22 protein-coding genes are annotated in these 23,662 nt (G+C 35.2%); 7 read left to right on the forward strand and 15 right to left on the reverse strand.

Going from position 1 to position 23,662, the window contains the following annotated elements; all coding sequences use genetic code 11:
* Window positions 1–59: 59 nt before the first annotated feature.
* Window positions 60–635, reverse strand: a complete 576-nt coding sequence (locus tag P8M54_RS03045) for a MarC family protein (protein WP_300284978.1) — start codon at window positions 633–635, stop codon at window positions 60–62.
* A 175-nt stretch (window positions 636–810) separates the two neighbouring features.
* Between P8M54_RS03045 and P8M54_RS03050 the strand changes: the two genes are divergently transcribed.
* The 4 genes from P8M54_RS03050 to P8M54_RS03065 all read left to right on the forward strand — a co-directional run bounded on the left by P8M54_RS03050 (window position 811) and on the right by P8M54_RS03065 (window position 6,208).
* Window positions 811–1,377, forward strand: a complete 567-nt coding sequence (locus P8M54_RS03050; protein ID WP_300284980.1) for a DUF3109 family protein — start codon at window positions 811–813, stop codon at window positions 1,375–1,377.
* Between the two features lie 266 nt (window positions 1,378–1,643).
* The gene (locus tag P8M54_RS03055) at window positions 1,644–2,621 is read left to right on the forward strand and encodes a ribonucleotide-diphosphate reductase subunit beta (protein ID WP_300284983.1); all 978 of its coding nucleotides are present in this window, start codon (window positions 1,644–1,646) and stop codon (window positions 2,619–2,621) included.
* A gap of 198 nt (window positions 2,622–2,819) precedes the next feature.
* Window positions 2,820–5,270 carry a ribonucleoside-diphosphate reductase subunit alpha gene (locus tag P8M54_RS03060; protein WP_300284985.1) on the forward strand — a complete coding sequence of 817 codons (2,451 nt, stop codon included), beginning with the start codon at window positions 2,820–2,822 and terminating at the stop codon, window positions 5,268–5,270.
* 596 nt (window positions 5,271–5,866) lie between these two features.
* Window positions 5,867–6,208, forward strand: coding sequence for a hypothetical protein (locus tag P8M54_RS03065; protein WP_300284987.1), 342 nt, complete (start codon window positions 5,867–5,869; stop codon window positions 6,206–6,208).
* 48 nt (window positions 6,209–6,256) lie between these two features.
* Here the strand turns inward: P8M54_RS03065 and P8M54_RS03070 are convergent, their stop codons facing one another.
* From P8M54_RS03070 to P8M54_RS03100, 7 genes are all read right to left on the reverse strand, one after another.
* On the reverse strand, window positions 6,257–7,000 hold the full coding sequence (locus P8M54_RS03070; RefSeq protein ID WP_300284989.1) for a hypothetical protein: 744 nt from the start codon (window positions 6,998–7,000) through the stop codon (window positions 6,257–6,259).
* A 160-nt stretch (window positions 7,001–7,160) separates the two neighbouring features.
* Window positions 7,161–7,622, reverse strand: a complete 462-nt coding sequence (locus tag P8M54_RS03075) for a YHS domain-containing (seleno)protein (protein WP_300284992.1) — start codon at window positions 7,620–7,622, stop codon at window positions 7,161–7,163.
* 50 nt (window positions 7,623–7,672) lie between these two features.
* On the reverse strand, window positions 7,673–8,101 hold the full coding sequence (locus P8M54_RS03080; RefSeq protein ID WP_300284995.1) for an OsmC family protein: 429 nt from the start codon (window positions 8,099–8,101) through the stop codon (window positions 7,673–7,675).
* 4 nt (window positions 8,102–8,105) lie between these two features.
* Window positions 8,106–8,426, reverse strand: coding sequence for a thioredoxin (trxA, locus tag P8M54_RS03085; RefSeq protein ID WP_300284997.1), 321 nt, complete (start codon window positions 8,424–8,426; stop codon window positions 8,106–8,108).
* A gap of 28 nt (window positions 8,427–8,454) precedes the next feature.
* On the reverse strand, window positions 8,455–8,988 hold the full coding sequence (locus tag P8M54_RS03090) for a carboxymuconolactone decarboxylase family protein (RefSeq protein WP_300284999.1): 534 nt from the start codon (window positions 8,986–8,988) through the stop codon (window positions 8,455–8,457).
* Between the two features lie 28 nt (window positions 8,989–9,016).
* Window positions 9,017–9,175, reverse strand: coding sequence for a hypothetical protein (locus P8M54_RS03095; protein ID WP_173854821.1), 159 nt, complete (start codon window positions 9,173–9,175; stop codon window positions 9,017–9,019).
* 658 nt (window positions 9,176–9,833) lie between these two features.
* Window positions 9,834–10,655, reverse strand: a complete 822-nt coding sequence (locus P8M54_RS03100) for a helix-turn-helix domain-containing protein (protein ID WP_300285005.1) — start codon at window positions 10,653–10,655, stop codon at window positions 9,834–9,836.
* Between the two features lie 195 nt (window positions 10,656–10,850).
* Here P8M54_RS03100 and P8M54_RS03105 point away from each other — a divergent pair, with 195 nt between their 5' ends.
* Together P8M54_RS03105 and P8M54_RS03110 are read left to right on the forward strand one after the other, a co-directional pair.
* On the forward strand, window positions 10,851–12,197 hold the full coding sequence (locus P8M54_RS03105) for a deoxyguanosinetriphosphate triphosphohydrolase (RefSeq protein ID WP_300285008.1): 1,347 nt from the start codon (window positions 10,851–10,853) through the stop codon (window positions 12,195–12,197).
* A 103-nt stretch (window positions 12,198–12,300) separates the two neighbouring features.
* Window positions 12,301–14,976 (forward strand): T9SS-dependent M36 family metallopeptidase, encoded by a 2,676-nt coding sequence (locus P8M54_RS03110; protein ID WP_300285011.1) that lies wholly within the window; start codon window positions 12,301–12,303, stop codon window positions 14,974–14,976.
* 49 nt (window positions 14,977–15,025) lie between these two features.
* Here P8M54_RS03110 and P8M54_RS03115 read toward each other — a convergent pair whose 3' ends face one another.
* From P8M54_RS03115 to P8M54_RS03125, 3 genes are read right to left on the reverse strand one after another with little or no spacing between them, the layout of a single operon-like run.
* Entirely contained in the window at window positions 15,026–15,994 is a 969-nt protein-coding gene (locus P8M54_RS03115; protein ID WP_300285013.1) for a DUF3078 domain-containing protein, read from the reverse strand.
* Between the two features lie 39 nt (window positions 15,995–16,033).
* Window positions 16,034–17,800: a 1-deoxy-D-xylulose-5-phosphate synthase gene (locus tag P8M54_RS03120; RefSeq protein WP_300285015.1), complete on the reverse strand. Its 1,767-nt coding sequence runs from the start codon at window positions 17,798–17,800 to the stop codon at window positions 16,034–16,036.
* A 27-nt stretch (window positions 17,801–17,827) separates the two neighbouring features.
* Window positions 17,828–18,790 (reverse strand): energy transducer TonB, encoded by a 963-nt coding sequence (locus tag P8M54_RS03125; protein ID WP_300285018.1) that lies wholly within the window; start codon window positions 18,788–18,790, stop codon window positions 17,828–17,830.
* 60 nt (window positions 18,791–18,850) lie between these two features.
* On the opposite strand from P8M54_RS03125, the gene P8M54_RS03130 reads away from it, so the two are divergent.
* The gene (locus P8M54_RS03130; protein ID WP_300285021.1) at window positions 18,851–19,294 is read left to right on the forward strand and encodes a nucleoside deaminase; all 444 of its coding nucleotides are present in this window, start codon (window positions 18,851–18,853) and stop codon (window positions 19,292–19,294) included.
* 20 nt (window positions 19,295–19,314) lie between these two features.
* Here P8M54_RS03130 and P8M54_RS03135 read toward each other — a convergent pair whose 3' ends face one another.
* The 4 genes from P8M54_RS03135 to P8M54_RS03150 form a co-directional block, all read right to left on the reverse strand.
* The gene (locus tag P8M54_RS03135) at window positions 19,315–19,884 is read right to left on the reverse strand and encodes a hypothetical protein (RefSeq protein WP_300285024.1); all 570 of its coding nucleotides are present in this window, start codon (window positions 19,882–19,884) and stop codon (window positions 19,315–19,317) included.
* 80 nt (window positions 19,885–19,964) lie between these two features.
* On the reverse strand, window positions 19,965–21,005 hold the full coding sequence (locus P8M54_RS03140) for a potassium channel family protein (protein ID WP_300285027.1): 1,041 nt from the start codon (window positions 21,003–21,005) through the stop codon (window positions 19,965–19,967).
* 371 nt (window positions 21,006–21,376) lie between these two features.
* Window positions 21,377–22,921 carry a ribonuclease E/G gene (locus tag P8M54_RS03145; RefSeq protein WP_300285030.1) on the reverse strand — a complete coding sequence of 515 codons (1,545 nt, stop codon included), beginning with the start codon at window positions 22,919–22,921 and terminating at the stop codon, window positions 21,377–21,379.
* Between the two features lie 343 nt (window positions 22,922–23,264).
* Window positions 23,265–23,555: an HU family DNA-binding protein gene (locus P8M54_RS03150; RefSeq protein ID WP_066080765.1), complete on the reverse strand. Its 291-nt coding sequence runs from the start codon at window positions 23,553–23,555 to the stop codon at window positions 23,265–23,267.
* Between the last annotated feature and the right edge of the window lie 107 nt (window positions 23,556–23,662).

The raw sequence follows: 23,662 nt of genomic DNA on the forward strand, positions 1-23,662 counted from the left end.
TAGTCGAACCTTGTTGTGGCCTCAGATTTAATTACTGCGTAAATTTATAAAAATTTTTATTATACAAACAAACCTTTAACATTAGCTGCAAATAATTTAACAGCTATGGCCAATAATACCACTCCAAATGTTTTTCTAATAACGCCTAAGCCGTTTTCTCCCAACATTCGCTCGATTTTTGACGAAGATTTCAATACGATATAAACCAATATAATATTAAGTACAATAGCGATAATGATGTTGATAGTATGAAATTGTGACTTTAAAGATAGTAGAGTAGTCATTGTTCCTGCTCCGGCAATTAAAGGAAATGCAAGCGGAACGATCGAGGCCGAACTGGCTTCTTCATCTTTATAAATTCGGATTCCTAAAATCATTTCGAGGGCTAAAAAGAAAAGTACAAAAGCTCCCGCTACAGCAAAAGAGGCTACGTCGATTCCGATAAGTTTAAGGATTTCCTCTCCTACAAACAAAAACACGATCATAATGGCTCCAGAAGTTATCGAGGCCTTGCCCGACTCTAAATGTCCGAATTTTGATCGTAAATCGATAATGATTGGAATAGAGCCAATGATATCGATTACTGCAAAAAGTACCATTCCTACTGTGATTATTTCTCTTAAATCGAACTGCATAGCTAAAAATTTAGCCGCAAAGGTAAGTTAAAAGCGTAGAAATTGAGCTAAATGCTCGTGGTAATAGTAAATGTGGTTGTTTAGAGTAAAGGATCAGGAGTTGAAGCTCCTTTTGTTTTCTAGTTGTGGCTTTGTTTCGCTATCTTTGCCTAAAATAATTTAGTACCTCAATAGCATGTTTCAGTTAGGAAAAACCATAGTTTCAGAAGATATTTTAAGTAAGGATTTTGTTTGCAATTTATCAGCCTGCCATGGCGCATGTTGTGTAGATGGCGATGCAGGAGCGCCTTTGACTTTAGAAGAAACTAAAATTTTAGAAGACATATATCCTAAGGTTAAACCTTTTTTACGTAAAGAAGGTATAGCAGCTATTGAAGCACAAGGAACTTGGACCAACGGAACTGACGGTGATTTAGAAACGCCATTAATCGATAATAAGGATTGTGCGTATGTCATTTTTGACGGTAAAACGGCTCTCTGCGGTATTGAACAAGCGTACAATCAAGGAATAGTTGATTGGAAAAAACCTGTTTCTTGTCATCTTTATCCTATTCGTGTAAAAGATTATACGGAGTTTGCGGCGGTAAATTATGACAAATGGGACATTTGCGATGCAGCCTGCTCTTTAGGTCAAGAACTAGAAGTTCCAGTGTATAAATTTGTCAAAGAAGCATTGATTAGAAGGTTTGGCGAAGACTGGTATTTAGAGCTTGAAAAGGTTGCTGAAGAGCTGAAAAAATAAATAAAAAAATAAGTATTTTTTACTTGCTTCCTATTTAATAATTCCTATATTTTACGGCACTTCCCGTTCTTTTTGTTCTTTTAAAACGTTGATTTTTAATATTTTGTATTTTTGGTTGTAAATCTACTGTTTTTTAACCGTTGTTAAAAACTAGGGCATATTGTGGATAAGTTTGACTTTCAATTCCGGCAATATTTCACAATCTTTGTAATTCGCAGAATGAACCTTATTTTGCTGGATTTTCATAATAAAAAAACAACAATACAATGTCGCAAATAGAACCAATTTTACAAGAAAATAAGAACCGTTTTGTTATTTTTCCAATCAAACACCATGATATTTGGGAGTGGTACAAGAAAATGGAGGCTAGTTTTTGGACTGCCGAAGAAATTGACCTTTCACAAGATCTAAACGATTGGAATAATAAGCTGAACGATGAAGAGAAATATTTCATAAAACACATTTTAGCGTTTTTTGCTGCCTCTGACGGAATCGTGAATGAGAACTTAGCTGAGAACTTTGTAAATGAAGTACAATATGCGGAAGCTAAATTCTTTTATGGTTTTCAAATCATGATGGAGAACATTCATAGCGAGACGTACTCTTTACTTATCGATACTTACGTTAAGGACGAGGCTGAAAAAGATGAATTGTTCAATGCATTAGAAGTTTTTCCTGCAATCAAGAAAAAAGCAGACTGGGCGTTGAAATGGATCGAATCTGATTCGTTTGCAGAACGTTTAATTGCATTTGCAGCAGTAGAAGGAATTTTCTTTTCGGGAGCGTTTTGCTCGATTTACTGGTTGAAAAAACGTGGTTTAATGCCAGGATTAACATTTTCTAACGAGTTAATCTCTCGTGACGAAGGAGTTCACTGTGATTTTGCAGTGCACTTGCACAACCACCACTTGATTAACAAAGTGCCAAAAGAAAGAATCAGAAGTATTATTGTTGATGCCTTGAATATCGAAAGAGAATTTATTACGGAGTCATTGCCAGTAAGTTTAATAGGTATGAACGCTTCGTTAATGACGCAATACCTAGAATTTGTTGCTGATAGATTGTTAGTAGAATTAGGATGTGATAGAGAGTACAATACTTCTAACCCATTTGATTTTATGGACATGATTTCGCTACAAGGAAAAACAAACTTCTTTGAGAAAAAAGTGGCTGAATACCAAAAATCAGGTGTTATGAATACCGATGGTGAAGCACAGAAAATTTCATTTGACGCTGACTTTTAATCAAATTATTTTTATTCACCTACTGAGTTTTTAGCCCAGATAGTAGTGGAAATCCTTTTTTAAAATTTGTCATACTGAGCTTGTCGAAGTACAAATTTTAAAAAAGATTGCAACGGATAGCTGGAAACAGCTCCAAAAAAAATTACAAATAAATAAAAACAGCGAAGGGATTTTCTGTTTTAAAAAAACAAAAAAAGTATGTACGTAGTAAAAAGAGATGGCCGCAAAGAACCTGTAATGTTTGACAAAATCACAGATAGAATTAAAAAACTATGCTATGGTTTGAATGATTTGGTAGATGCAGTTAAGGTAGCAATGCGAGTAATTGAAGGGCTTTATGATGGGGTTTCTACGTCAGAATTAGATAATTTAGCTGCAGAAACAGCAGCATCAATGACCATTGCGCATCCTGATTACGCACAATTAGCAGCAAGGATCGCGATTTCGAACTTGCACTCGAATACAACAAAATCGTTCTCAGAGACGATGACTGAAATGTTTAACTATGTAAACCCAAGAAACGGTCAATATGCTCCGTTAATTTCGGATGAGGTTTACAAAGTAATTGTTGATAATGCAGAGTTTTTAGACTCACATATCATTTACAATAGAGATTTTAATTACGATTATTTCGGTTTCAAAACATTAGAACGTTCTTATTTGCTTAAGATAAACGGGAAAATTGTTGAGCGACCACAACATATGTTAATGCGTGTATCAGTAGGGATTCACTTAGATGATCTTGATGCTGTTTTAGAAACCTACGACTTAATGTCTAAAAAGTTCTTTACACACGCAACGCCAACCTTATTCAACGCAGGAACTCCAAAACCTCAAATGTCATCTTGCTTCCTTTTATCAATGCAAGACGATAGTATTGACGGAATTTATGATACGTTGAAACAAACGGCAAAAATTTCGCAATCAGCAGGCGGAATTGGTTTAGCAATTCACAACGTCCGTGCTACAGGATCGTATATTCGTGGTACAAACGGAACTTCTAACGGAATCGTTCCTATGTTACGTGTGTTTAATGATACGGCGCGTTACGTAGATCAAGGTGGAGGAAAACGTAAAGGTAGTTTTGCTATTTATATCGAAACTTGGCATGCGGACATCTTTGATTTCTTAGACTTGAAAAAGAATACAGGAAAAGAGGAAATGCGTGCAAGAGATTTATTCTTTGCAATGTGGACCTCTGATTTATTCATGAAACGTGTGCAAGAGGACGGAAACTGGACTTTAATGTGTCCTAACGAGTGTCCGGGATTGTACGATGTTTATGGAGACGAATTTGAAGCACTTTATGAAAGCTACGAGAAAGCTGGAAAAGGAAGAAAAACAATAAAAGCACATGAATTATGGGAGAAAATTCTAGAATCTCAAATCGAGACTGGAACGCCATACATGTTATATAAAGATGCGGCTAACCGTAAATCAAACCAAAAGAATTTAGGAACAATTCGTTCTTCTAATTTATGTACGGAGATCATGGAGTACACTTCTCCTGATGAGGTTGCGGTTTGCAATTTAGCATCACTTTCGTTACCAATGTTTGTTGAAAACGGGAAATTTGATCACGATACTTTTTACACGGTTACCAAGCGCGTGACTAAAAACTTGAACAAAGTAATTGATAGAAATTACTATCCAGTTAAGGAAGCTGAAAATTCTAACAAACGTCACAGACCAGTAGGTCTTGGGGTGCAAGGATTAGCAGATGCTTTTATCATGTTGCGTTTACCATTTACCTCAGACGAGGCTAAAAAACTAAACCAAGAAATTTTTGAAACCTTATACTTTGCTGCCGTAACTGCTTCTATGGAAATGGCAAAAGTAGAAGGACCGTATTCTAGTTTTGAAGGTTCGCCAATGTCAAAAGGAGAATTCCAGTTTAACATGTGGGGAATGAAAGACGAAGAATTGTCAGGTCGTTGGGATTGGGCATCGTTGCGTAAAGAGGTAATGGAGCATGGTGTTCGTAACTCTTTATTAGTAGCGCCTATGCCAACTGCATCGACTTCTCAAATTCTAGGAAACAACGAAGCGTTTGAGCCATACACGTCTAATATCTATACCCGTCGTGTACTTTCAGGTGAGTTTATCGTGGTAAACAAACATTTATTGAACGATTTAGTAGAGCTAGGATTGTGGAATGAAACATTGAAACAAGAATTGATGCGTAACAACGGATCGGTTCAAGATTTAAATATCCCGCAAGACTTGAAGGAATTGTACAAAACAGTTTGGGAAATGTCTATGAAAGATATTATTGATATGTCACGTCAGCGTGGATATTTCGTAGATCAATCACAATCATTGAACTTGTTCATGCAAAATGCTAACTACTCTAAACTAACCTCAATGCACTTTTATGCATGGCAATCAGGTTTGAAAACGGGAATGTATTACTTGAGAACAAAAGCAGCTGTTGATGCGATTAAGTTTACCTTAAACAATGATAAAGCGGCAGCGCCTATCGAAGTGAAAGAGCGAGTACAAGTACAAGCCTCTGCAAGATTAGAGTCGATTGCAACTTTGAATGAGCCAGTAGCTGTAGGAGTAGAGATGACTGCAGATGAATACAAAGCCATGATCGAATTAGCAAAAAATGCTGGTCCTGATGAGTGCGAAATGTGTGGGTCTTAATATAAAAAAAAAGACTTCAATTGCAGTTGAAGTCTTTTTTTAAATTTAAATATAGATAATAGATTTGAAGTTCTATTCTATAGCCAAACGTTTTATTTGTATTAACACTTCAAAAGTAAAATATTTTGGTAAACTAAAGGACTTCTTTATTGTTAAATTTTAATATTTTTCAAATATGAGTCCAAAACAGGATGATAATTGTGAGTATATTTTTAGAAAATGTATCACAACCAGAAATGGAAGAAGAATTTGCAAAACAGACGGAAGTTGTTTTAAAATTCGAATCAAAAAGAATGACTAATATTTAAAAGAAACAGCTATCAATTTATTTTGGTAGCTGTTTTGTTATTAGGAGCTATTTCCTGCTTTACGTTCCAATCTTTTTTAAAATTTGCACTTCGACAAGCTCAGTATGACAAATTTTAAAAAAGGATTTCCACTGCAATCAGGGCTAAAAAAAGAATGAGAGTAGATTTACGTTTTCTATTCTAAGAGGTTTTATAGGATTTAGTCGAAATCTCATAATACTATCTAAAAATCCTATAAAAGTTAACGTCTTCATCGAGAGTATATTTGTTAAATCAAATAACATCGTTATGAAGGCAATTCAATATACAAAGCAAATAATCAAAAAAAGTATTCATTTAGTTTATGCTACTTGTACGAATGATTTAATTATTTATTCGAAACAAGCGAGTAATATTGAGTTGTTTATCCTTGCCTTTTTTATAGAGTTCAACCGACTTTTTATTGCAGATACCGCTCTAATGAATGCAATTCAAAAGCAAGTTTTGGGCAAATTAATAACCTCATATCGCTTGCATTTAAGTTTGGCTCAGGTGAATTGGATTGAGATTAAAAATGCTATCGCTGAACTGTTTGTAGGTAACAATGAATTTGCTAATCAATACAACGAGGAAACGATGCTCAATCAATAATAGGTGTCTTTGTTAATTTGTTGCTATTTCCTAAAAACGTACGGACTATTAGTTGTTTATTACATCAATAAACGGATTAACGCCTTTGTTGATCTCTTCTATCGATTGCCCAATTTTTACATTCTCTAGTTTTAAGTCAAATAACCCTTTGTGATTTGTTGCAATTTTTACGCCATTAGAGTATGTTTCCCAATCCTCCCAACTCGTTTCTATGCCACCAACGGGAATAATACTTACCCACATTCTCCATGCTTTTGGAACATAATTTTTATCTACAAGCCAAACATACGAATCTCCGGGAGTACTGCCGCCAGAGGCATAAGTAATCATCAAGGCTTCTTGATTGTCCTGCATGACAAGGCTTCGAGTGGTTCCTGCGTCACGCAGTTTAAAAGGGGCAATTAACCAAAACGAATCATTATTAAAATAATTATTTCCCTTTTTTATAGCGTCTGCTTTATCAGATTCAGTAAGAGGTTTGTCATTTTTATAAGCTAGACCTTGCAATGTTTTAGTATTGTACATCACTTTAGTTTCACCCCATTTTACTTGAACCAAGTTGTTCTTTTTATCCCAAAGGTAATGATGACTACCTCTAAAAGTGAAAGCAACCGCGGCGGTCGAGTCCCAAGCTTTTTGATTGATTGCTTCTTGAATTTTATCAGTAAGTATTTCGGCTTTGCTTCCCGAATCTCCTTTTGGTAGCGGCTTACTCGTGAAATAGACTAACGAACCTAAAACAATGGCAAGAACTACAATAATGGAAGCAGTTATTTTGAAGAATTTTTTCATTACAAAAACGATTTATTTACTATCAGTTTGTCAAAAGTACCAAAAAAACAGCATTTTCTGAAAGTATTCTCTGCTTTATTCCCATACAACAAAGGGTTTAGCTAATTAAAGCGAAACCCTTTGTGTCCAATTTTGTGGTGGTATATAATTGTGGTATTTATTATTTGATCGCATCCCATTTTTTATCGATCATTCCCAGGTATTTGGCTTCGTCTTTATTCCAGATATCAAGCGTATTGACTTGTGTTCCATTAAAATCGCCATTAAAAAATAAATACAATTTGTTATCTACAATTTTAAAAGTCTCAGGATTGATAGAGAATTTAGAATCTTTTTCAGCTACACCCCAAGCGCAGTAACCGTTTACTTGTGGTACGTATTTTTTAGGGTTTGCTTTAAAAGCTTTTGCATTTTCTTTAGATGCAAAGTAATAAGTAACCTTTTCGTTTTGTTCTGCAAATTTAGCGCTTCCTTTCATTGCTTTGTGGTCTTTTTGGTAAGAGACTACATCGTAACCACCTATTGCTAAACCTGTTTTGTCAATAGCATCTATTTGTGCAAATACTCCGTTTGAAAATAAAGCAATAAATGCTACTAGTAATGTTGATTTTAAATTTTTCATGTTTTTGATTTTAATTATTTCTATGTGTAAGTTTGTATTTCTGTTGTATGTTAAGCTGTAACCGCTTCGGTAATTAGCTCTTGAGTATTTTCAATATTCCACTCGCCTTCAATCATGCGGTGTACGTAGCAAGCGTCGGCTTGTTTTAACAATTCTGCTTTTTGTTCAGCAGTTAGGTCACCTTCAATTTTAATTTTTGCAGTAACGTTTGAGGTCAGTTTTCCTCCTTCGCCACGTTTCACATTAAGTTCGAATTCGCCGTCTACTTCGCCTATCGTCCAGTTGTTTTTTCGAGCAATGTATCGCACCGTTGCCACTTTGCACATTGCAATACTAGATAGGATTAAGTCCTCTGGTGAGAATCCTAGATCTGTTCCTTTGCTATTTGTAGGTTCGTCACCTACAATCGCATGTCTACCGTTTGTTATCAAAGAGTGGTATCCCGTAGGTAGGTTTTTGATGTTTATTTTCTTTCCCATTTTCTTAGCTTTTTATAATGTTTTGAAGGTGACTTGTCATTATAGACTTGCTTTGTACACCGTTTTGAGTACCTACAATTTCTCCATTTTTAAAGTAGAATAAAGCAGGAATGCTTCTTACTTTAAATTGAGCTGCAAGCTCTGGTTGTTCGTCAACATTGATTTTCGAAATAACCGCTTTACCATCAAAATCAGTTGCTAATGCTTCAAGAGCTGGATGCAAAGCCTTGCATGGTCCGCACCAGTCTGCGAAAAAGTCTACTAGTACGACATCGTTACTATTAATGGTTGCTTCAAAATTGTTTTTGTTTAAATGTTGTATCATTTTAATGGTTTTTAGGATTAATTAAAAATTATAGTGCTGGTGCAAGTGGAAAATCAATTGCAAAATCAGCTAGATTGTGAATGTAATTGCTAATGATTTTGTCACCTACTACTACCACTACGTCAATCATGTTTACTTCAGTATAACCAGCTTCAAAAAATGCTGTTTTAGATGCTGCAGTTGCTTTTCCTCTGTTTTCAACCACTGACGCTGTGAATTTTACTAAAGCGTCTAGTTTACTATCAAATGCAGCAGATCCTCTGCGTAATTCTAGTACTTGGTCATCCGTAAAGCCATTCATTTTTCCTATAACAGTATGAGCCGACTGGCAATAATTACAACCATTTATTTGGCTAGTGATCAAGTTTACTACTTCTCTTTCTTTAGCTTTTAAGCTACTTTTTCTGTTTTGAAGTGCTAAATAGTCACCTAAAGCCGTTTCGCTTTTTGCGAAATAAGCATATAAATTAGGAACAAAACCTAACCCTTTTTCTAGGTTATCAAAAATTGCTTGATTGTTTGATGATACTTCTTCTCTTGTTGGTACGTTGAAATTTGACATAATTTTTTATTTTTTTGTGAATTAATATTTATATAAATAAGTTGCTTTCGTTACAGTAGTAATCTGTGATTGCCATATTCTGACAAAAATCTGCTTGAGTTACTGCAATCAATTGCGGTGATTTTTTTGTTTGGTTCAGGTTAAAAGCGTTTTTAAATCCTGTAATAAGTGTTTGTATTGTTCTCATAATTGGTTGTTTCAGTTTGATGGTACAAAGGTGCGACGAAAGAAGGCCTTGAAGTTAGGTCGCATTTCCCGTTGAGTTGTTCATTCTTCCCTTTTGGTGTTTTTATGAGTAAAAAACGAGCTTTTTGATAGTTTTAGGAGCAGAAAGTGAAGTGCTTTCAAGAAAATCCGTCCCGCTTTACGTTGCAATCTTTTTATTCGCCGCGGCGAATAAAAAGGATTTCCACTGCAATCGGGGCTAAGTGACGGCGTTTTGTCTTTGCCGATTACAATTCAGAATGGGAGTGAGTGCCAAGCACGAAGCAATCACACTCATTTGAAGGTATAAAGACTACTAGTTGTCTTTACATGATTTGACTTTTTGACGATCGAAAAAAATATAACAATAGCAAATAATGTGAGCAACGGCTGAGATTCCTCCTTCGTCGGAATGACAAAGACGCGGTATTTTGATATTAGATTATCAAAAGTAAATTTTAGCGGAGTAAAGAACCAATATCAAATCTTGACTCTGCTCGATCTGACAAATTAGGAAATGAAAAGCAGATGTGATCGAAAGAAAAAAACGTCCTAGCCCGGATAGAAGCGGCATCCTTTTATGCTGGGGTTCAGCATAAAAGATAGAGCGGATAGCCGGATTGGCTCCTGAAAAAACAGATTTATAAAGCCTTTTTAAAATCGGATGGGGAAACGCCCTCTGCTTTCTTGAAAAAGCGGCTGAAGGACTGAATGTCTTCATAGCCTATTTCGTAAGCGATTTCTTTGATGCTTTTGTCTGAATAGCGCAATAGTCGGCGTGCTTCAAGGATGGTGCGGTCTTGAATGATTTGCAAAGGTGACTTTTCGTTGTATTTTTTGAATAAATTCGATAAGGTTTTCGGACTTTTATTCAGCATTGCGGCGTAATCAGCGACTTGGTGTTTGGTTTTGAAATTGCTTTCGACTAAGTAGTTGTATTCGCGAACAATATCCAATTGGTTTTTGTCGAATGTTGTTAACTCCGTTTGCTCTTTGTACACGCGGGTACATAATATGAGTAGGCGTTTGAGCATCATTTGTAACATATCGTTTTGCAAATCGTCTTTAGAAACCATTTCGATGGCAAACATTTTCCAAAGAATCTCGAATTTTTCTAATTCGGCATCAGGAATGGCAATTTTTGGAAATTGTGACGCTCCAAAAAACAAAATCCCCTTGCAACCAACTTCGCTATCGTGATCTGCAATGCAGTAAAACGCTCTATTGAACCGAATTAATCGCGCACTGTTTACGCTTAAAACTTCTACTTTATGGTACTCAGTTAAAAACAAAACCGTATTGGTCGGGAAAGTATGCTCGCTCCCGTCTACTTTAATTTTTAATTCGGCCAAAGCCCAAATAACCGTCAAACCATCTGTGATTTTTTCTTTGAGTAAATCACAATTGGTATTATCAATTTCGGCTAAACGTATGAATTCATTGAGTTGACCTGTGTAGAGCATAATGGGTTGTTAAATATTAATTCTTCCTAGTTGTATGGGAAGATTATTTAAAAAATGGTAACAGTTATTAAATACAAAGATAGGTCGTTTTGGCGTAATTGTTCGCTTGATAAATAATGTGAAAGCTATTTTATCTTAGGGCTATTTCTTTATCTTTGAAAAATAGTCTAATTATTCAAATTCGAAAACAACAGCATGAACTGGGAACAACTTTTATCACTAAAACGCCAAGGCGACACAAGTAAACGATTACGTATTGAGCAAGATGACACCCGTTTAGGATTTGAAGTAGATTACGACCGTATTATTTTCTCGGCAGCTTTTAGAAGTTTGCAAGACAAAACACAGGTGATTCCGCTTTCTAAAACCGACTTTGTACACACCCGTTTGACGCATAGTTTGGAGGTTTCTGTGGTAGGAAGATCATTAGGGAGGCTTGTAGGTAAGAAGATAATTGAAAAATATCCTCATTTACAAGAGGTTCATGGTTATCAAATGAATGATTTTGGCGCTATCGTTGCGGCGGCCTCTTTGGCGCATGATATTGGAAATCCTCCTTTTGGCCATTCTGGAGAAAAAGCAATTGGAGAATATTTCTCTATTGGTAAGGGTAAGAAATACAAGGAACAGCTTTCAAGCAAAGAGTGGCAAGATTTAATCGATTTTGAGGGAAATGCGAATGGATTTACTGTTTTAACGGGAAGCCGACCAGGAATTGAAGGAGGTCTAAGGATTTCATATGCCACACTTGGCGCTTTTATGAAGTATCCTAAAGAAAGTTTACCAAAGAAGCCAACGAGAAACATTGCTGATAAAAAGTATGGTTTTTTTCAAATTGACAAACCGTTTTTTCAAGAGGTTGCTGATGATATGGGATTGATTCCTAATAAAACAGGAAATGATATTGGATATGAAAGACATCCTCTGGCCTACCTTGTAGAAGCCGCCGATGATATTTGTTATACGATTATTGATTTTGAAGACGGGATTAATTTAGGATTGGTGTCTGAGGATTTTGCCTTAGAGTATTTGATTAAGTTAGTGAAAGATAGCATCGATACCTCTAAATATAAGTCATTAGAGACAAAGGAGGATCGAATTAGTTACTTGCGTGCTTTGGCTATTGGGAGTTTAATTAGTGATGCAGTAAAGGTTTTTACTGAAAATGAAGAGGCTATTTTAGCAGGGAAATTTCCTTTTGCATTAATGGATAAGAGTAAGTACAAAGCACAAATGGATGATATTATTAAAATTAGTGTTAATAATATCTACCAAAGTAGAGAGGTAGTAGAGAAAGAAATTGTGGGTTATCAAATTATTCAGACTTTGCTGGATACATTTATCACTGCATACGATAATAAGTACAACGACAATGCTTCGAATTACGATGCTTTAATTTTAAAGTTATTACCTGAAAAGCATCATCTTGAAAAAGAGAATCTTTATGAAAGACTTTTGCACATCTGCCATTATATTTCATTACTAACAGATGGAAATGCATTAGAATTATTTGAGACCATCAAAGGAAGAAAGAAAGAGTAGCTATTTAACATTTTAATAGACAAAAGCGTCGCTTTATAGTTGCTAAATCGAGTGAAAATCAGTAATTTCGCTTTTATAATTATTTATAACTAGTATACATCATATGAGAAAAATTACTCTAATTGCTTTTTTATTGATTTCTGTGTTAACATTTTCGCAGTCAAATAAAGACGTAATCCAAAATTATTTAAATTCAAACACATCTAAATTTGGTCTATCCAAAAATGATGTCCAAGATTGGTTTATTCAAAGTGAAGCGACATCAAGTAGTACCAACATAAATAGCAATTATGTAATTCAAAGATACAACGGAATTGAAATTTTTAGGGCGGTAACTAATTTCGCTATAAAGGACAAGAAAGTAGTAGATACGGATAAGAAATTTATTGCGAATGTCTCAGGAAAGATAAACGGGGTAACTCCCAAACTATCAGCAGTGGCCGCATTGTCTAAAGCATATTCGATACTGGGAATTACTGAGGTAAACACGAGTGCAGCTGTTGAAAAAGTAAGTCAAAATAAGTTTAAAATTAACGATAAGGTAACGAATCATGAGCCAATTGAAGTGAACTTGGTATACCATCAAGCGGCCGATGGTAAATTAATGCTAGCTTGGGATTTGACAATCGAAACTCCTAAGCATGATCATTTATGGAGTGTTAGAATTGATGCATTGAATGGAGCTCTTTTAGAGAAAAACGATTTAGTTATATCATGCCAATTTGATACAGCAGGTGCTTTAAATCAAACTAGCGAAACTGCAAGCAGTTCCTTACTTAATTTTGATAATTCATACAAGCAGCTATTCTCTCCTGCTGCAACTGCAGTTGTTGGCGGAGGGTCGTATCGAGTGATTCCGTTTAATTATGAAAGTCCAAATCATAGTAGTAGACAACTTGTTACAGACCCTGCGAACAGCAAAGCTTCACCTTTTGGATGGCATGATGTCAATGGAGTTGCTGGGGCTGAATACACTATTACCAGAGGTAATAATGTTTGGGCTAAAGATGATTTTTTTGGGACTAGTAGAGACGAAGGATCAAGCCCAGACGGAGGATCAGGGTTATTGTTTGATTTTCCTTACGGAGGAACTAGCGTTGCAGCTTCTTCGTATATCAATGCTGCAACCACTAACTTGTTTTATATGAGTAATGTGATGCATGATGTTTGGTATCAATATGGTTTCAATGAGGCAAGTGGTAATTTTCAACAGAATAACTATGGTCTTGGAGGAGCTGCTGAGGATTATATTGATGCTGAAGCTCAGGATGGATCTTTGGCTGATCCAATTAGTCTTAACAATGCAAATTTTTCTACTCCAAGAGATGGAAGTAGAGGTAGAATGCAAATGTTTTTATGGAATAGAGCGGCTCAAATTAAGCCAATCATTGTGAATTCCCCCTCTAGTATAGCAGGCAGCTATGTTGCAACTCAAAATTCTTTTAATCCAGGACTAGTGGCCTTACCTGTGACACCACAATTTATACAATCTGATTTGGTACTTTATCTGGATAGTACAGGTGGTACTTCTCAAGCTTGTGTTTTACCTAGTAATGCTGAAGCTATGAATGGTAAAATTGTAGTAGTTAGAAGAGGAACTTGTCCTTTTGTTGATAAAGTGAAGGCAGCCCAAAATGCGGGGGCGATTGCTGTTATTGTTGTCAATACTGAGCAAACAAATATTACAATGTCAGGTGGTGATGCAGCTATTGTTATACCTGCAATTAGCGTTACTAATAGCATTGGTGAAGCTTTAATTAATCAAATGAAAAGCGGATTGGTAAATGTTAAGTTACAAGTAGAGTCTGATCCCTTTATTAACAGTGATGGTGATTTTGATAATGGAATTATTGCACATGAATATGGGCATGGTATTTCTACTCGACTAGCAGGCGGACGTCTTAATTCAAGTTGCTTGAATAACACAGATCAAATGGGCGAAGGATGGTCTGATTGGTTTGCATTAATGATGCAGTTGAAACCAGGAGATGTGGGAACTGCTAAAAGAGGTATTGGAACCTTTGTGTCAGGTCAAACAACTGATGGATTGGGAATTAGAAGTTATGTTTACTCAACAGATAGATCCCTAAACCCAATGACCTATGCCTTCACAAATAATTTTCAATTCTTAGATGAAGATGATGTTGAGCAAACATCGGTTCATGGTGTAGGGTCTGTTTGGGCGACAATGTTGTGGGACTTAACATGGGCTTACATAAATAAATATGGATACAATGACAATAAGTATACGGGTAACGGTGGAAATAATAAGATAATGCAATTGGTTATAGATGGCTTAAAAATGATGCCTTGTAGTCCAACTTTTGTTACAGCACGTAATGCTTTAATTGCTGCTGATCAAGCAACTACGGGTGGTAAAGATTTTTGTATGATATGGGAGGTTTTTGCTGCCAGAGGACTAGGTGTAAATGCATCTGCTGGTGATGGAAACATTGGTAACGATCAAGTAGAGGATTTTACAAGACCTGTTGCTGGTGCTAATTGTACGACTCTTGGAATAACTGATTTTGATAACGAGGACGTGATGAAGGTTTATCCAAATCCTTCAAATGGAATTGTAAACATTCAAATTAATAAATATTTTGGAACTGTAGACGTTCAGCTAATCGATATTACTGGAAAACAGATTTACAGTGCTAAAAATGTTGATTTTAATGGTCAAAAAAGTATTGATTTAAGTGCTATCACTTCAGGAATTTACCTTCTTAAGGTAACAGGAGAATCATTAAACTTTGTTGAGAAAATTATTCTTAACTAGAAATAGAATAAAAAGGCCGGTTTTGTACTACTACAAAACCGGCTTTTTTTTAAAATTGATAAACAACACCTACGCCTAACATTTGTTTGAACTGTGTTTTAGCGCCTAAGGTTACTTGTTCTCCGTCGATATTTTTTTTGGATTTAATATCGTCATCATAAATAACATGAAGACCTATATTTGTTCGAATGTATTCATTAACAACTAAATCAAAGGCCACATTATAATCCACATCGATATTACCAAAATTATTAATGTAATCAGAGTATAAACTCAAACGATTCTCCATAATTACATTTTTAACGACTTGCTTCTTATAATATCCGGTTAATAAAAAGCCGAGTTCTATTTTTGATTTTTCTCCCTCTTTATTCAAACTTCCATCGGTATTGTAAATTGCTTTGGTTACTCCAAAAGCCCCTTGATTGGCTAATCTTTGGTCTAGAACAAAGGTCATTTTAGAGGTAAAAGGCGATAGATATAATAATTCATCTTTTTTCTTTGAGGCGTACTCAGCTCCTAATCCTATGAAAACATAAGCTGGAGCAAATGGACTCGAAATCGTTTTTTCCGTATTTGGATAAGCGTATCCATTAGTGAATTGCGTGTTGAAATTAAACTTAGCTGTATGATACCAATTTGACAAGGTGTCCTTTCTATACCCAAAAGCAGAACTAAATAAAAAAACGTCGTCACTTTTTCTAAGTTCGACTCCGTCTTGCTTATTAAGTCCATAACGCATTATGAGTTCATTTGACCAATTGTAATTGCTTGTTGTATATATTCGGCTGAATTTTGTTTTTAACAATCCTGAAACCGAGCTAGTACCCCCTGCATTCCAGTTAACAAAAGCGATTTCGCTTATATCAAATCCAATCGTGTTTTTTTTTGCCCAATGGGAGACTGTATCTTTTGGTTGCTTTAAAGAACCTTCTAGAGTGGTGATTATTTTTTGGGAGAATAAATTAGTGGAAAAAAGGGATATGATTAGTAGGGAAGTAATAGGTATAAATTTCATTATGACTCTTTTTTTAACGTCTTTTGGTGATTGGTTGTTTTAGTTAGAAAGCAGTAATTCTAATGAATTAACGTCGATTTTACAAAATTGTTGTTGTTCTAATATGGTTCCTTGCTCGATATAAGAATCAGGAACACCTAATGTTAGAAGTTGCGCTTTGTAATTGTATTGAGTAGCAAATTCAGCTATAGCGCTACCAAATCCGCCTATAATGGTTCCGTCTTCAATCGTTATGATTTTTTTAAAAGCACGGAAAATGCGGTGTAGTTCTTCTTCATCTAGTGGTTTTACGAATGCAAAATCGTAATGGGCTACGGTATTTGGATGTCCTAAATTAGCTATTGCAAGTGAAACATTATTGCCTATTGGTCCATTGGACAGCACGGCTGTTTCAGTACCGTGAACTAGGCAATTTGCTTTTCCAATTGTAATGATTTCATAAGGTTGTATCCAATTAACAGTAACGCCTCTTCCGCGGGGGTATCGTATTGCGATTGGATGATTTAAGCCTAGCTGGGCCGTGTATAGAATATTTCGAAGCGCTATTTCGTTTAGAGGCGAGTAGATTATTAAATTAGGAATACAACGTAAATAAGCGATATCATACAGCCCGTGGTGTGTTGGACCATCTTCGCCCACAAGACCTGCGCGATCCAAACAAAAAATTACTGGTAAATTTTGTATTGCAACATCATGAATTACTTGGTCATAAGCGCGCTGCAAAAAAGTCGAGTAAATATTGCAATAAACGATCATTCCTTGGGTGGCCATTCCAGCAGCTAGGGTTACTGCGTGCTGTTCCGCTATACCCACATCAAAAGCGCGTTCAGGCAAGGCTTCCATCATGAATTTTAGAGAGCTACCCGATGGCATTGCGGGTGTTATTCCAATTATTTTTTTGTTCGTTTTGGCTAAATCTAAAATGGTAAGACCAAATACGTCTTGGTATTTTGGTGGAAGGTTTTCTTCTGATTTAGAGTGAATTTCTCCTGAAATTGGGTCAAATTTGCCGGGAGCGTGGTATTTCACTTGATCTTCTTCAGCTTGTTTTAGTCCTTTCCCTTTGGTTGTGATAATATGAAGAAACTTAGGTCCTTTGATCTTTTGTAATCGTTTTAACTCTTTGATGACAGCATGAATATCGTGTCCGTCTATGGGTCCTGAATAATCAAAATTCAAGGACTTAATCATGTTGTTTTGTCTCGGATTGGTACCCGTTTTTACAGCAGTCAAGTAATTTTTTAAAGCGCCTACACTTGGATCAATTCCTATTGCGTTGTCGTTTAGAATTACTAGTAAATTGGCATCAGTAACTCCAGCGTGGTTTAGACCTTCGAATGCCATTCCTGCAGCTATGGAGGCATCTCCAATTACTGCAATATGTTGCTTATCGTAATCGCCATTTAAATTAGAAGCAATTGCCATTCCTAGTGCTGCTGATATGGCGGTAGAAGAGTGGCCTACGCCAAAAGCATCGTATTCACTTTCACTTCTTTTTGGAAAACCAGAAATACCATTGAGCTGCCTGTTCGTGTCAAATTTTTCTCTTCGGCCTGTTAAAATTTTATGACCATAGGCTTGATGGCCTACATCCCAAATCAAAAGATCTTTAGGAGTGTTAAAAACATAGTGTAAAGCGATGGTAAGTTCGACTACTCCTAGACTAGCGCCAAGATGTCCTTCTTTTGCTGAAACAATATCAATAATAAAATCACGTAATTCTTTAGCTAACTGAGGAAGTTGCCATTCGTCAAGTTGGCGTAAATCGGTTGGGTTGATGATAGTAGATAGCAGGTTATTCTTCATTGTTTTTCAAAAGACAAAATTACATTTTTAATGTGTAAACATGTAGTTTTCGTACTTTGTAATTTGTTTAATTTCTATAGAGTCAATTTTGGTTAAAATTTGGGTTCTAAAAAAAGACTTTTTAATAGTGTCTGGTTTAATACTGACTGATAATTGAAATTTGCAATTTCTTTTTTTACCATTTTGTTCTCCAGGATACCACTCAGGTGATGACTTCAGTACTCTTATCAATTCTTGGTTGATCGTGCTATTTAGTCCTTTAATAATGGTTACATCATTTAAGGTTCCATTTTGGTCAATTTCAAAAGTAGCTTCAATTTCTCCTTTTAAGCTTTTATTATTGATAACTTGTTTGTAATTATCTTTAATAAAGGAATAGAATTTGGCAATACCTCCCTTGTAATCTGGATAGACGCTAAGTCCAATAACGCCATAAGTAGTGTTATCTTCGTAAATTACCTTTTCATCATTTATTGATTGCTCTTTTTTCGATAATGGTTCGTTATAAGTTGTAGCTCTATGTTTTTTGAACTTTGCTTGTGGTGTTTTTTTTGACAGGGGTGTTTTATTTTGCAACGAATCAGCAGATTTTGGAGTAAGTGAAGGTATGGTTTCACTGCTTACGATGTCGTTCGTAATTTCGATTTTATCAATCTTTTGCTTTGTACCATCGTCGTTTTTGCAACTAAATAGCATAGTTCCCATAGTAATGAATAGAGCTAATAAGAACAATTTGTTATACTGTGTTTGACTGTATAAAGTTTGTATTGGAATATGAATTGTAATTGAATTCAATTGAGAGCTCTTGAATCTTCCACAAACGTTTGTGTTTTTTTGAAAATAGTGCGCTATTTCATCGGGCAGCATTGTAGTAAAATCAACAACAGTCTTAGCGCAGCTAGTACAAAACTTTCCATTATTAGTTGGAGTCATTTTGTTCCAATCTTCGTTGCAAGGTTCAGGAATATTGATTTTATATGTTCGTTCCATTTTTGAATTTCAATATTTAAAAGTACTAAAAAATAAATTGTAAAGCGCTACTTTTGCCATATGGAAAATATTTTCACGGACGAATACTTTATGAAAAAAGCTTTGCAAGAAGCTGAAATGGCTTTTGAAAAAGGTGAGATCCCAGTAGGTGCAATTGTTGTTGTCAACAATACGGTTATTGCAAGATCTCATAATTTAACGGAGCTATTAAATGATGTAACTGCTCATGCTGAAATGCAATCCATAACCGCTGCAGCCAATTACTTGGGCGGAAAATATTTGAAAGAGTGTACGCTATATGTGACTTTGGAACCTTGCCAAATGTGTGCTGGAGCCTTGTATTGGAGTCAAATTACCAAAATAGTTTTTGGTGCTCGAGATGAACAAAGAGGTTTTATAAAAATGGGAACGCAGCTACATCCTAAAACTACTGTTGTGTCCGGAATTATGGCTGAGGAAGCTTCTAGTTTAATGAAGCGATTTTTTGTTGAGAAGCGGAAATAGTAGGTAACTAAAGCGTCGTTTTAATACAAGTATAAAATGCACAAGCATAAAAATAAAAGAAATGAATTCAGGCAGATAATATTATAAAAGGAATTCTCTCCTATATTCTTTTTTGTATGTAAAATTATTAGGCTGCACACTATAGAAAATAAAAAACCATCAAACAAATAGAGTAATACACCTGTTAATCCTGACGATATTTTTTTTGAATAATCTGTTTTTGAAGAGTACACTTTACTATTGTTTTTAAATAGGGATGTAAATTCTATAGTGATATCATTTTCTTCGATGAATGTTTTTTCAGTTGTAAAAGAATGCCCTTTTGCAGTAAAGAACCGATAGGCAACCGCCGTTCTACTGCTTCCTGCTTTATTTCTCACGTACTCGATACGATAGTGAGTTATCTCATCATTTACAGTAGTTTTTGGTAAAAAGTAAAAATCGATTAAAACACTTGATACTACAATTCCAACTACAATAAGTAGCGCTTCGACTAGTTTTCTGTATTTTGTGACGAACTCATTGCTTTCTTCAAGTAGGATATCATTTCCCAGATTGAGTTGTGATGTATTCCTGTTTTTAGGTGTCATTATTTAATAGTAAAAGTTGTGGCTTGTTTAAAAGTATTATTTGTTTGTCCATACGATTATTTTACGATCGCACCTCCTAATTAACTAATCTGCTCAATTACGATCTCGTGATTATAAGTGCCGCATTGTAAGTCAGTCCATTCCCATCCATCGTCATTAATTAAGGATAAAAGTAATCTCCGTCTAGTAGTAAGTTTCATGTATTCCAAGTCAATTGCAGTTCCTGACAAGATGGGAATTCCTTGATTCTCCAAGTCAGTTAATAGCTGAATGGGAGGCGTTTTTTTGCCAGGGGTTATAAAAGTGGCTGGTAAAGTAACTAAATAGCTTGATATTGCTTTTCTAAGCCGAATTAAAACATTGTAGGAAGGCTGTTGGTCTTTTGGAATATTATAAAGTAATACGGTAATTACCTCGTCTAGATTAGTAATATTAAGTACAAATGCTTCTTTCTTGTCTGACGAATGAAAAAAATGTAAAACCGAATAGGCTTTGTGGTTTTGCGCATGTAAAATTATGGAGTCAATTAGAGGTATAAATGGTTGTTCTAGTTCTTTAAAATTACTTCCGTTCCAGTAATTCAACAATATTTCTTGAACCGACCCGCCTAAAGTGTTGATGTTGACACTTATTTTTCGTTTTGTAATCTCAGCCGACACTACCGGAATCAAATAGGTAATGGCTATTGAAATTAGTATAAGGCCCGTAAATGATAGTATTGCCGTAAGGATATCCCAAAAATTCCCTTCGGGTTCTATATCACCTAGTCCCAAAGTTGAAAGGGTATAGCCTGTAAAAAATATTTTGTTAACTATCGTTGTGGTGGTATTTGTTTCTACATTCATCAACGACTTGGGCTCACTAATAAATAATAAACTAGCCGAAATCCAAATTAGCAACAACCAGTTAATCAAGATAGAAACTAAGATTATAGCACCGCCAAATTGCAGTACTTTTCGGCGTCCCATTTTTTTATTGATTCTCAACAAGGCACTCCAAATAGACTTAGAAAGTCGTCTTGTTAAAAAACCGGCTCCTCTAACAGATAGTGAAGTGTTAATTAAGTCGGTAGCTGTAATTACTAAAAGTATAACGCCTAGGATAAATATAAAGTAGTTCATAAGTTTTATTTAGCAACTATTTGTAATTTGAATAACCACATTGTATGCAGTTTTTCACGGTGGTCTAATATAGTTATTAAAAATATAACGAGTGGGTACCTTTATTTATTTGTTGCGATGAATGGGTTTGATTGTATTACTATCGATAGGATTTGTGATAATGGAATAAAAAATTATTGTTGCAATCATGCAATTTTATGTTGGTTCAATGCCTGTGACTTGTATTATAAAAGAGAAACAATATATAAAAAGTTGCATGCTCATCATGTTATTATTTGGCAAATGAAGTTTCTTTGATGGAATTGTAAATTGATTCGAGCTGGAATTTGGGTACAAAAAAACCGCTAATCTTGCGAAAAGCGGTTTGATGTTTAGTCTTTTATAGCATTTCCTTGTTTATCAAAGAAATGATATTCTAAATACGTGTAAGCGTCACGAGGTATAATTTTCACCCATTTTTTATGTTCAAGAAACCATTTTGAACGTAATGATGGAAAACCTTTGGTAAGGTATGCGGCCACAAAAGGGTGTACATTAAGTACCACTTTTTTATGGTTTTTTAATACTCCTTCTAGATCAGATATGATTTTGTCGATGATAATTATTGGCGCTTCAATTTCGCCATTTACATCGTTTGGATCTTCTTCTCTAGTTTTTATATTTCTTTCGGGTCTTACTCTTTGTCGTGTGATTTGGACTAATCCAAATTTACTAGGAGGTAAGATTTTGTGTTTTGCTTTATCGTCGCTCATTTCTTCCCGCAGGAATTCGAACAATGTTTTGCGGTTTTCGGGATTAGACAAGTCGATAAAATCAACTACAATTATTCCGCCCATATCTCGTAAACGCAATTGTCTAGCGATTTCAGCAGCGGCAATCATATTGACTTCCATGGCAGTGTCCTCTTGATTGGAGGCTTTATTAGAACGGTTTCCGCTGTTTACGTCTATAACGTGCAAAGCTTCAGTATGTTCAATAATAAGATAAGCCCCTTTACTCATGGATACTGTTTTTCCAAAAGAAGTTTTGATTTGTCTCTCAATGTTGTATTTCTCAAAAATAGGCGTATCATTTGACTGATAAAACTTTACAATTGATTGTTTGGATGGTGCAATTTCTTGCAAGTAATCCTTTGTTTGGTTGTACAACTCTTCATCATCAATTTGAATACTCGTAAAAGTATCATTAAACACGTCTCTAAGGATAGAAGAAGCTCTATTGAGTTCCCCTAGAACCTTTGACGGATGATGAGCAGTTGGTAATTTTTTACACATTGCAGTCCATCTGCTAAGCAGGTTCTGCAAATCTTTTTCTAATTCGGCTGTATTTTTGCCTTCGGCTACTGTACGAACAATAACACCAAATCCTTTTGGTTTGATGGATTGTACAAGTTTTTTGAGTCGGTCTTTTTCTTTACGATCTTCTATTTTTTGAGAAATAGAAACCCGATCAGAGAAAGGAACTAAAACAATAAACCTACCGGCAAGAGAAAGCTCAGCGCTAATTCTTGGCCCTTTGGTTGATATTGGTTCTTTTACTACTTGTACTAAGATAGATTGATTGGCGTTTATTACCTCGGTAATGGTTCCATCTTTGTCTATCTCTTTTTCAAACTGAAAGTTTTTTAGGGAGAAATCTTTTATTTTACCTGCGCTTACAAGTTTTATGAATTTCAACTGAGAAGTTAAATTAGGACCTAGATCATGATAGTGTAAAAAGGCATCTTTTTCGAAGCCTACATTTACAAAAGCAGCGTTAAGTCCAGCAACGGGTTTTCGTATTTTGGCAATAAAAATATCACCTACTTGAAAGTTGCTTTTTTCTTCTTCCTTGTGTAATTCAATTAGTTTTCCATCTTTTAATAAGGCAAAATCTACGAAATCAGAACTAGATCTAATGATTAATTCTTTATTCATTTGTAAATTTTTATCCGAACTTTTTGGCGTTGGGCTTTAGGCCACAAGCTAATTGTAGGGATGGATTAAACAATAATTTAACAGGCATTGTACCCGGGGAAAACTAGCTGGCAGTTTTGTAAAAGTAATGATCAGCGGGCTGAATACTACTAACGGCTGACTGTGTGCTAATTTTCAATTTCAATGAACGTTTACGTTTAAAAAGAAAAAAGTAGTTAAAAACTACTTTTTCTTTTTGTGACGGTTAGCTCTCGCTCTTTTTTTTCTTTTGTGCGTAGCTACCTTATGTCTCTTTCTTTTTTTACCACTTGGCATAATCGTTTAGATTTTATGATTAATAATATTATTTTGCTTCGTTATTTGTTTTTACTCCTTCTACAAAAACTTTTGCAGGTTTAAATGCAGGAATGTTGTGTGCAGGTATTTTGATAGTTGTATTTTTAGAAATATTTCTACCTGTTTTTTCAGCTCTTGTTTTCACGATGAAACTTCCAAAACCTCTTAAATATACATTGTCTCCAGTCTCTAATGAATTTTTAACTTCATTCATAAAAGTCTCTACTGTTGCTTGAACATCACCCTTTTCAAGACCTAATTTTTCTGAAATTTTTGCTACGATATCTGCTTTCGTCATTTTCTTCCTTATTTATTATATTGTAATAATTTTTTTGAGTTTGCAAATATAGGAATTTAAAAAACAATTATTCAAGCTAATTCATTAAATTTTAATCACATAAACTT

The organism is Flavobacterium sp., assembly GCF_029242675.1.
GTDB lineage: Bacteria > Bacteroidota > Bacteroidia > Flavobacteriales > Flavobacteriaceae > Flavobacterium.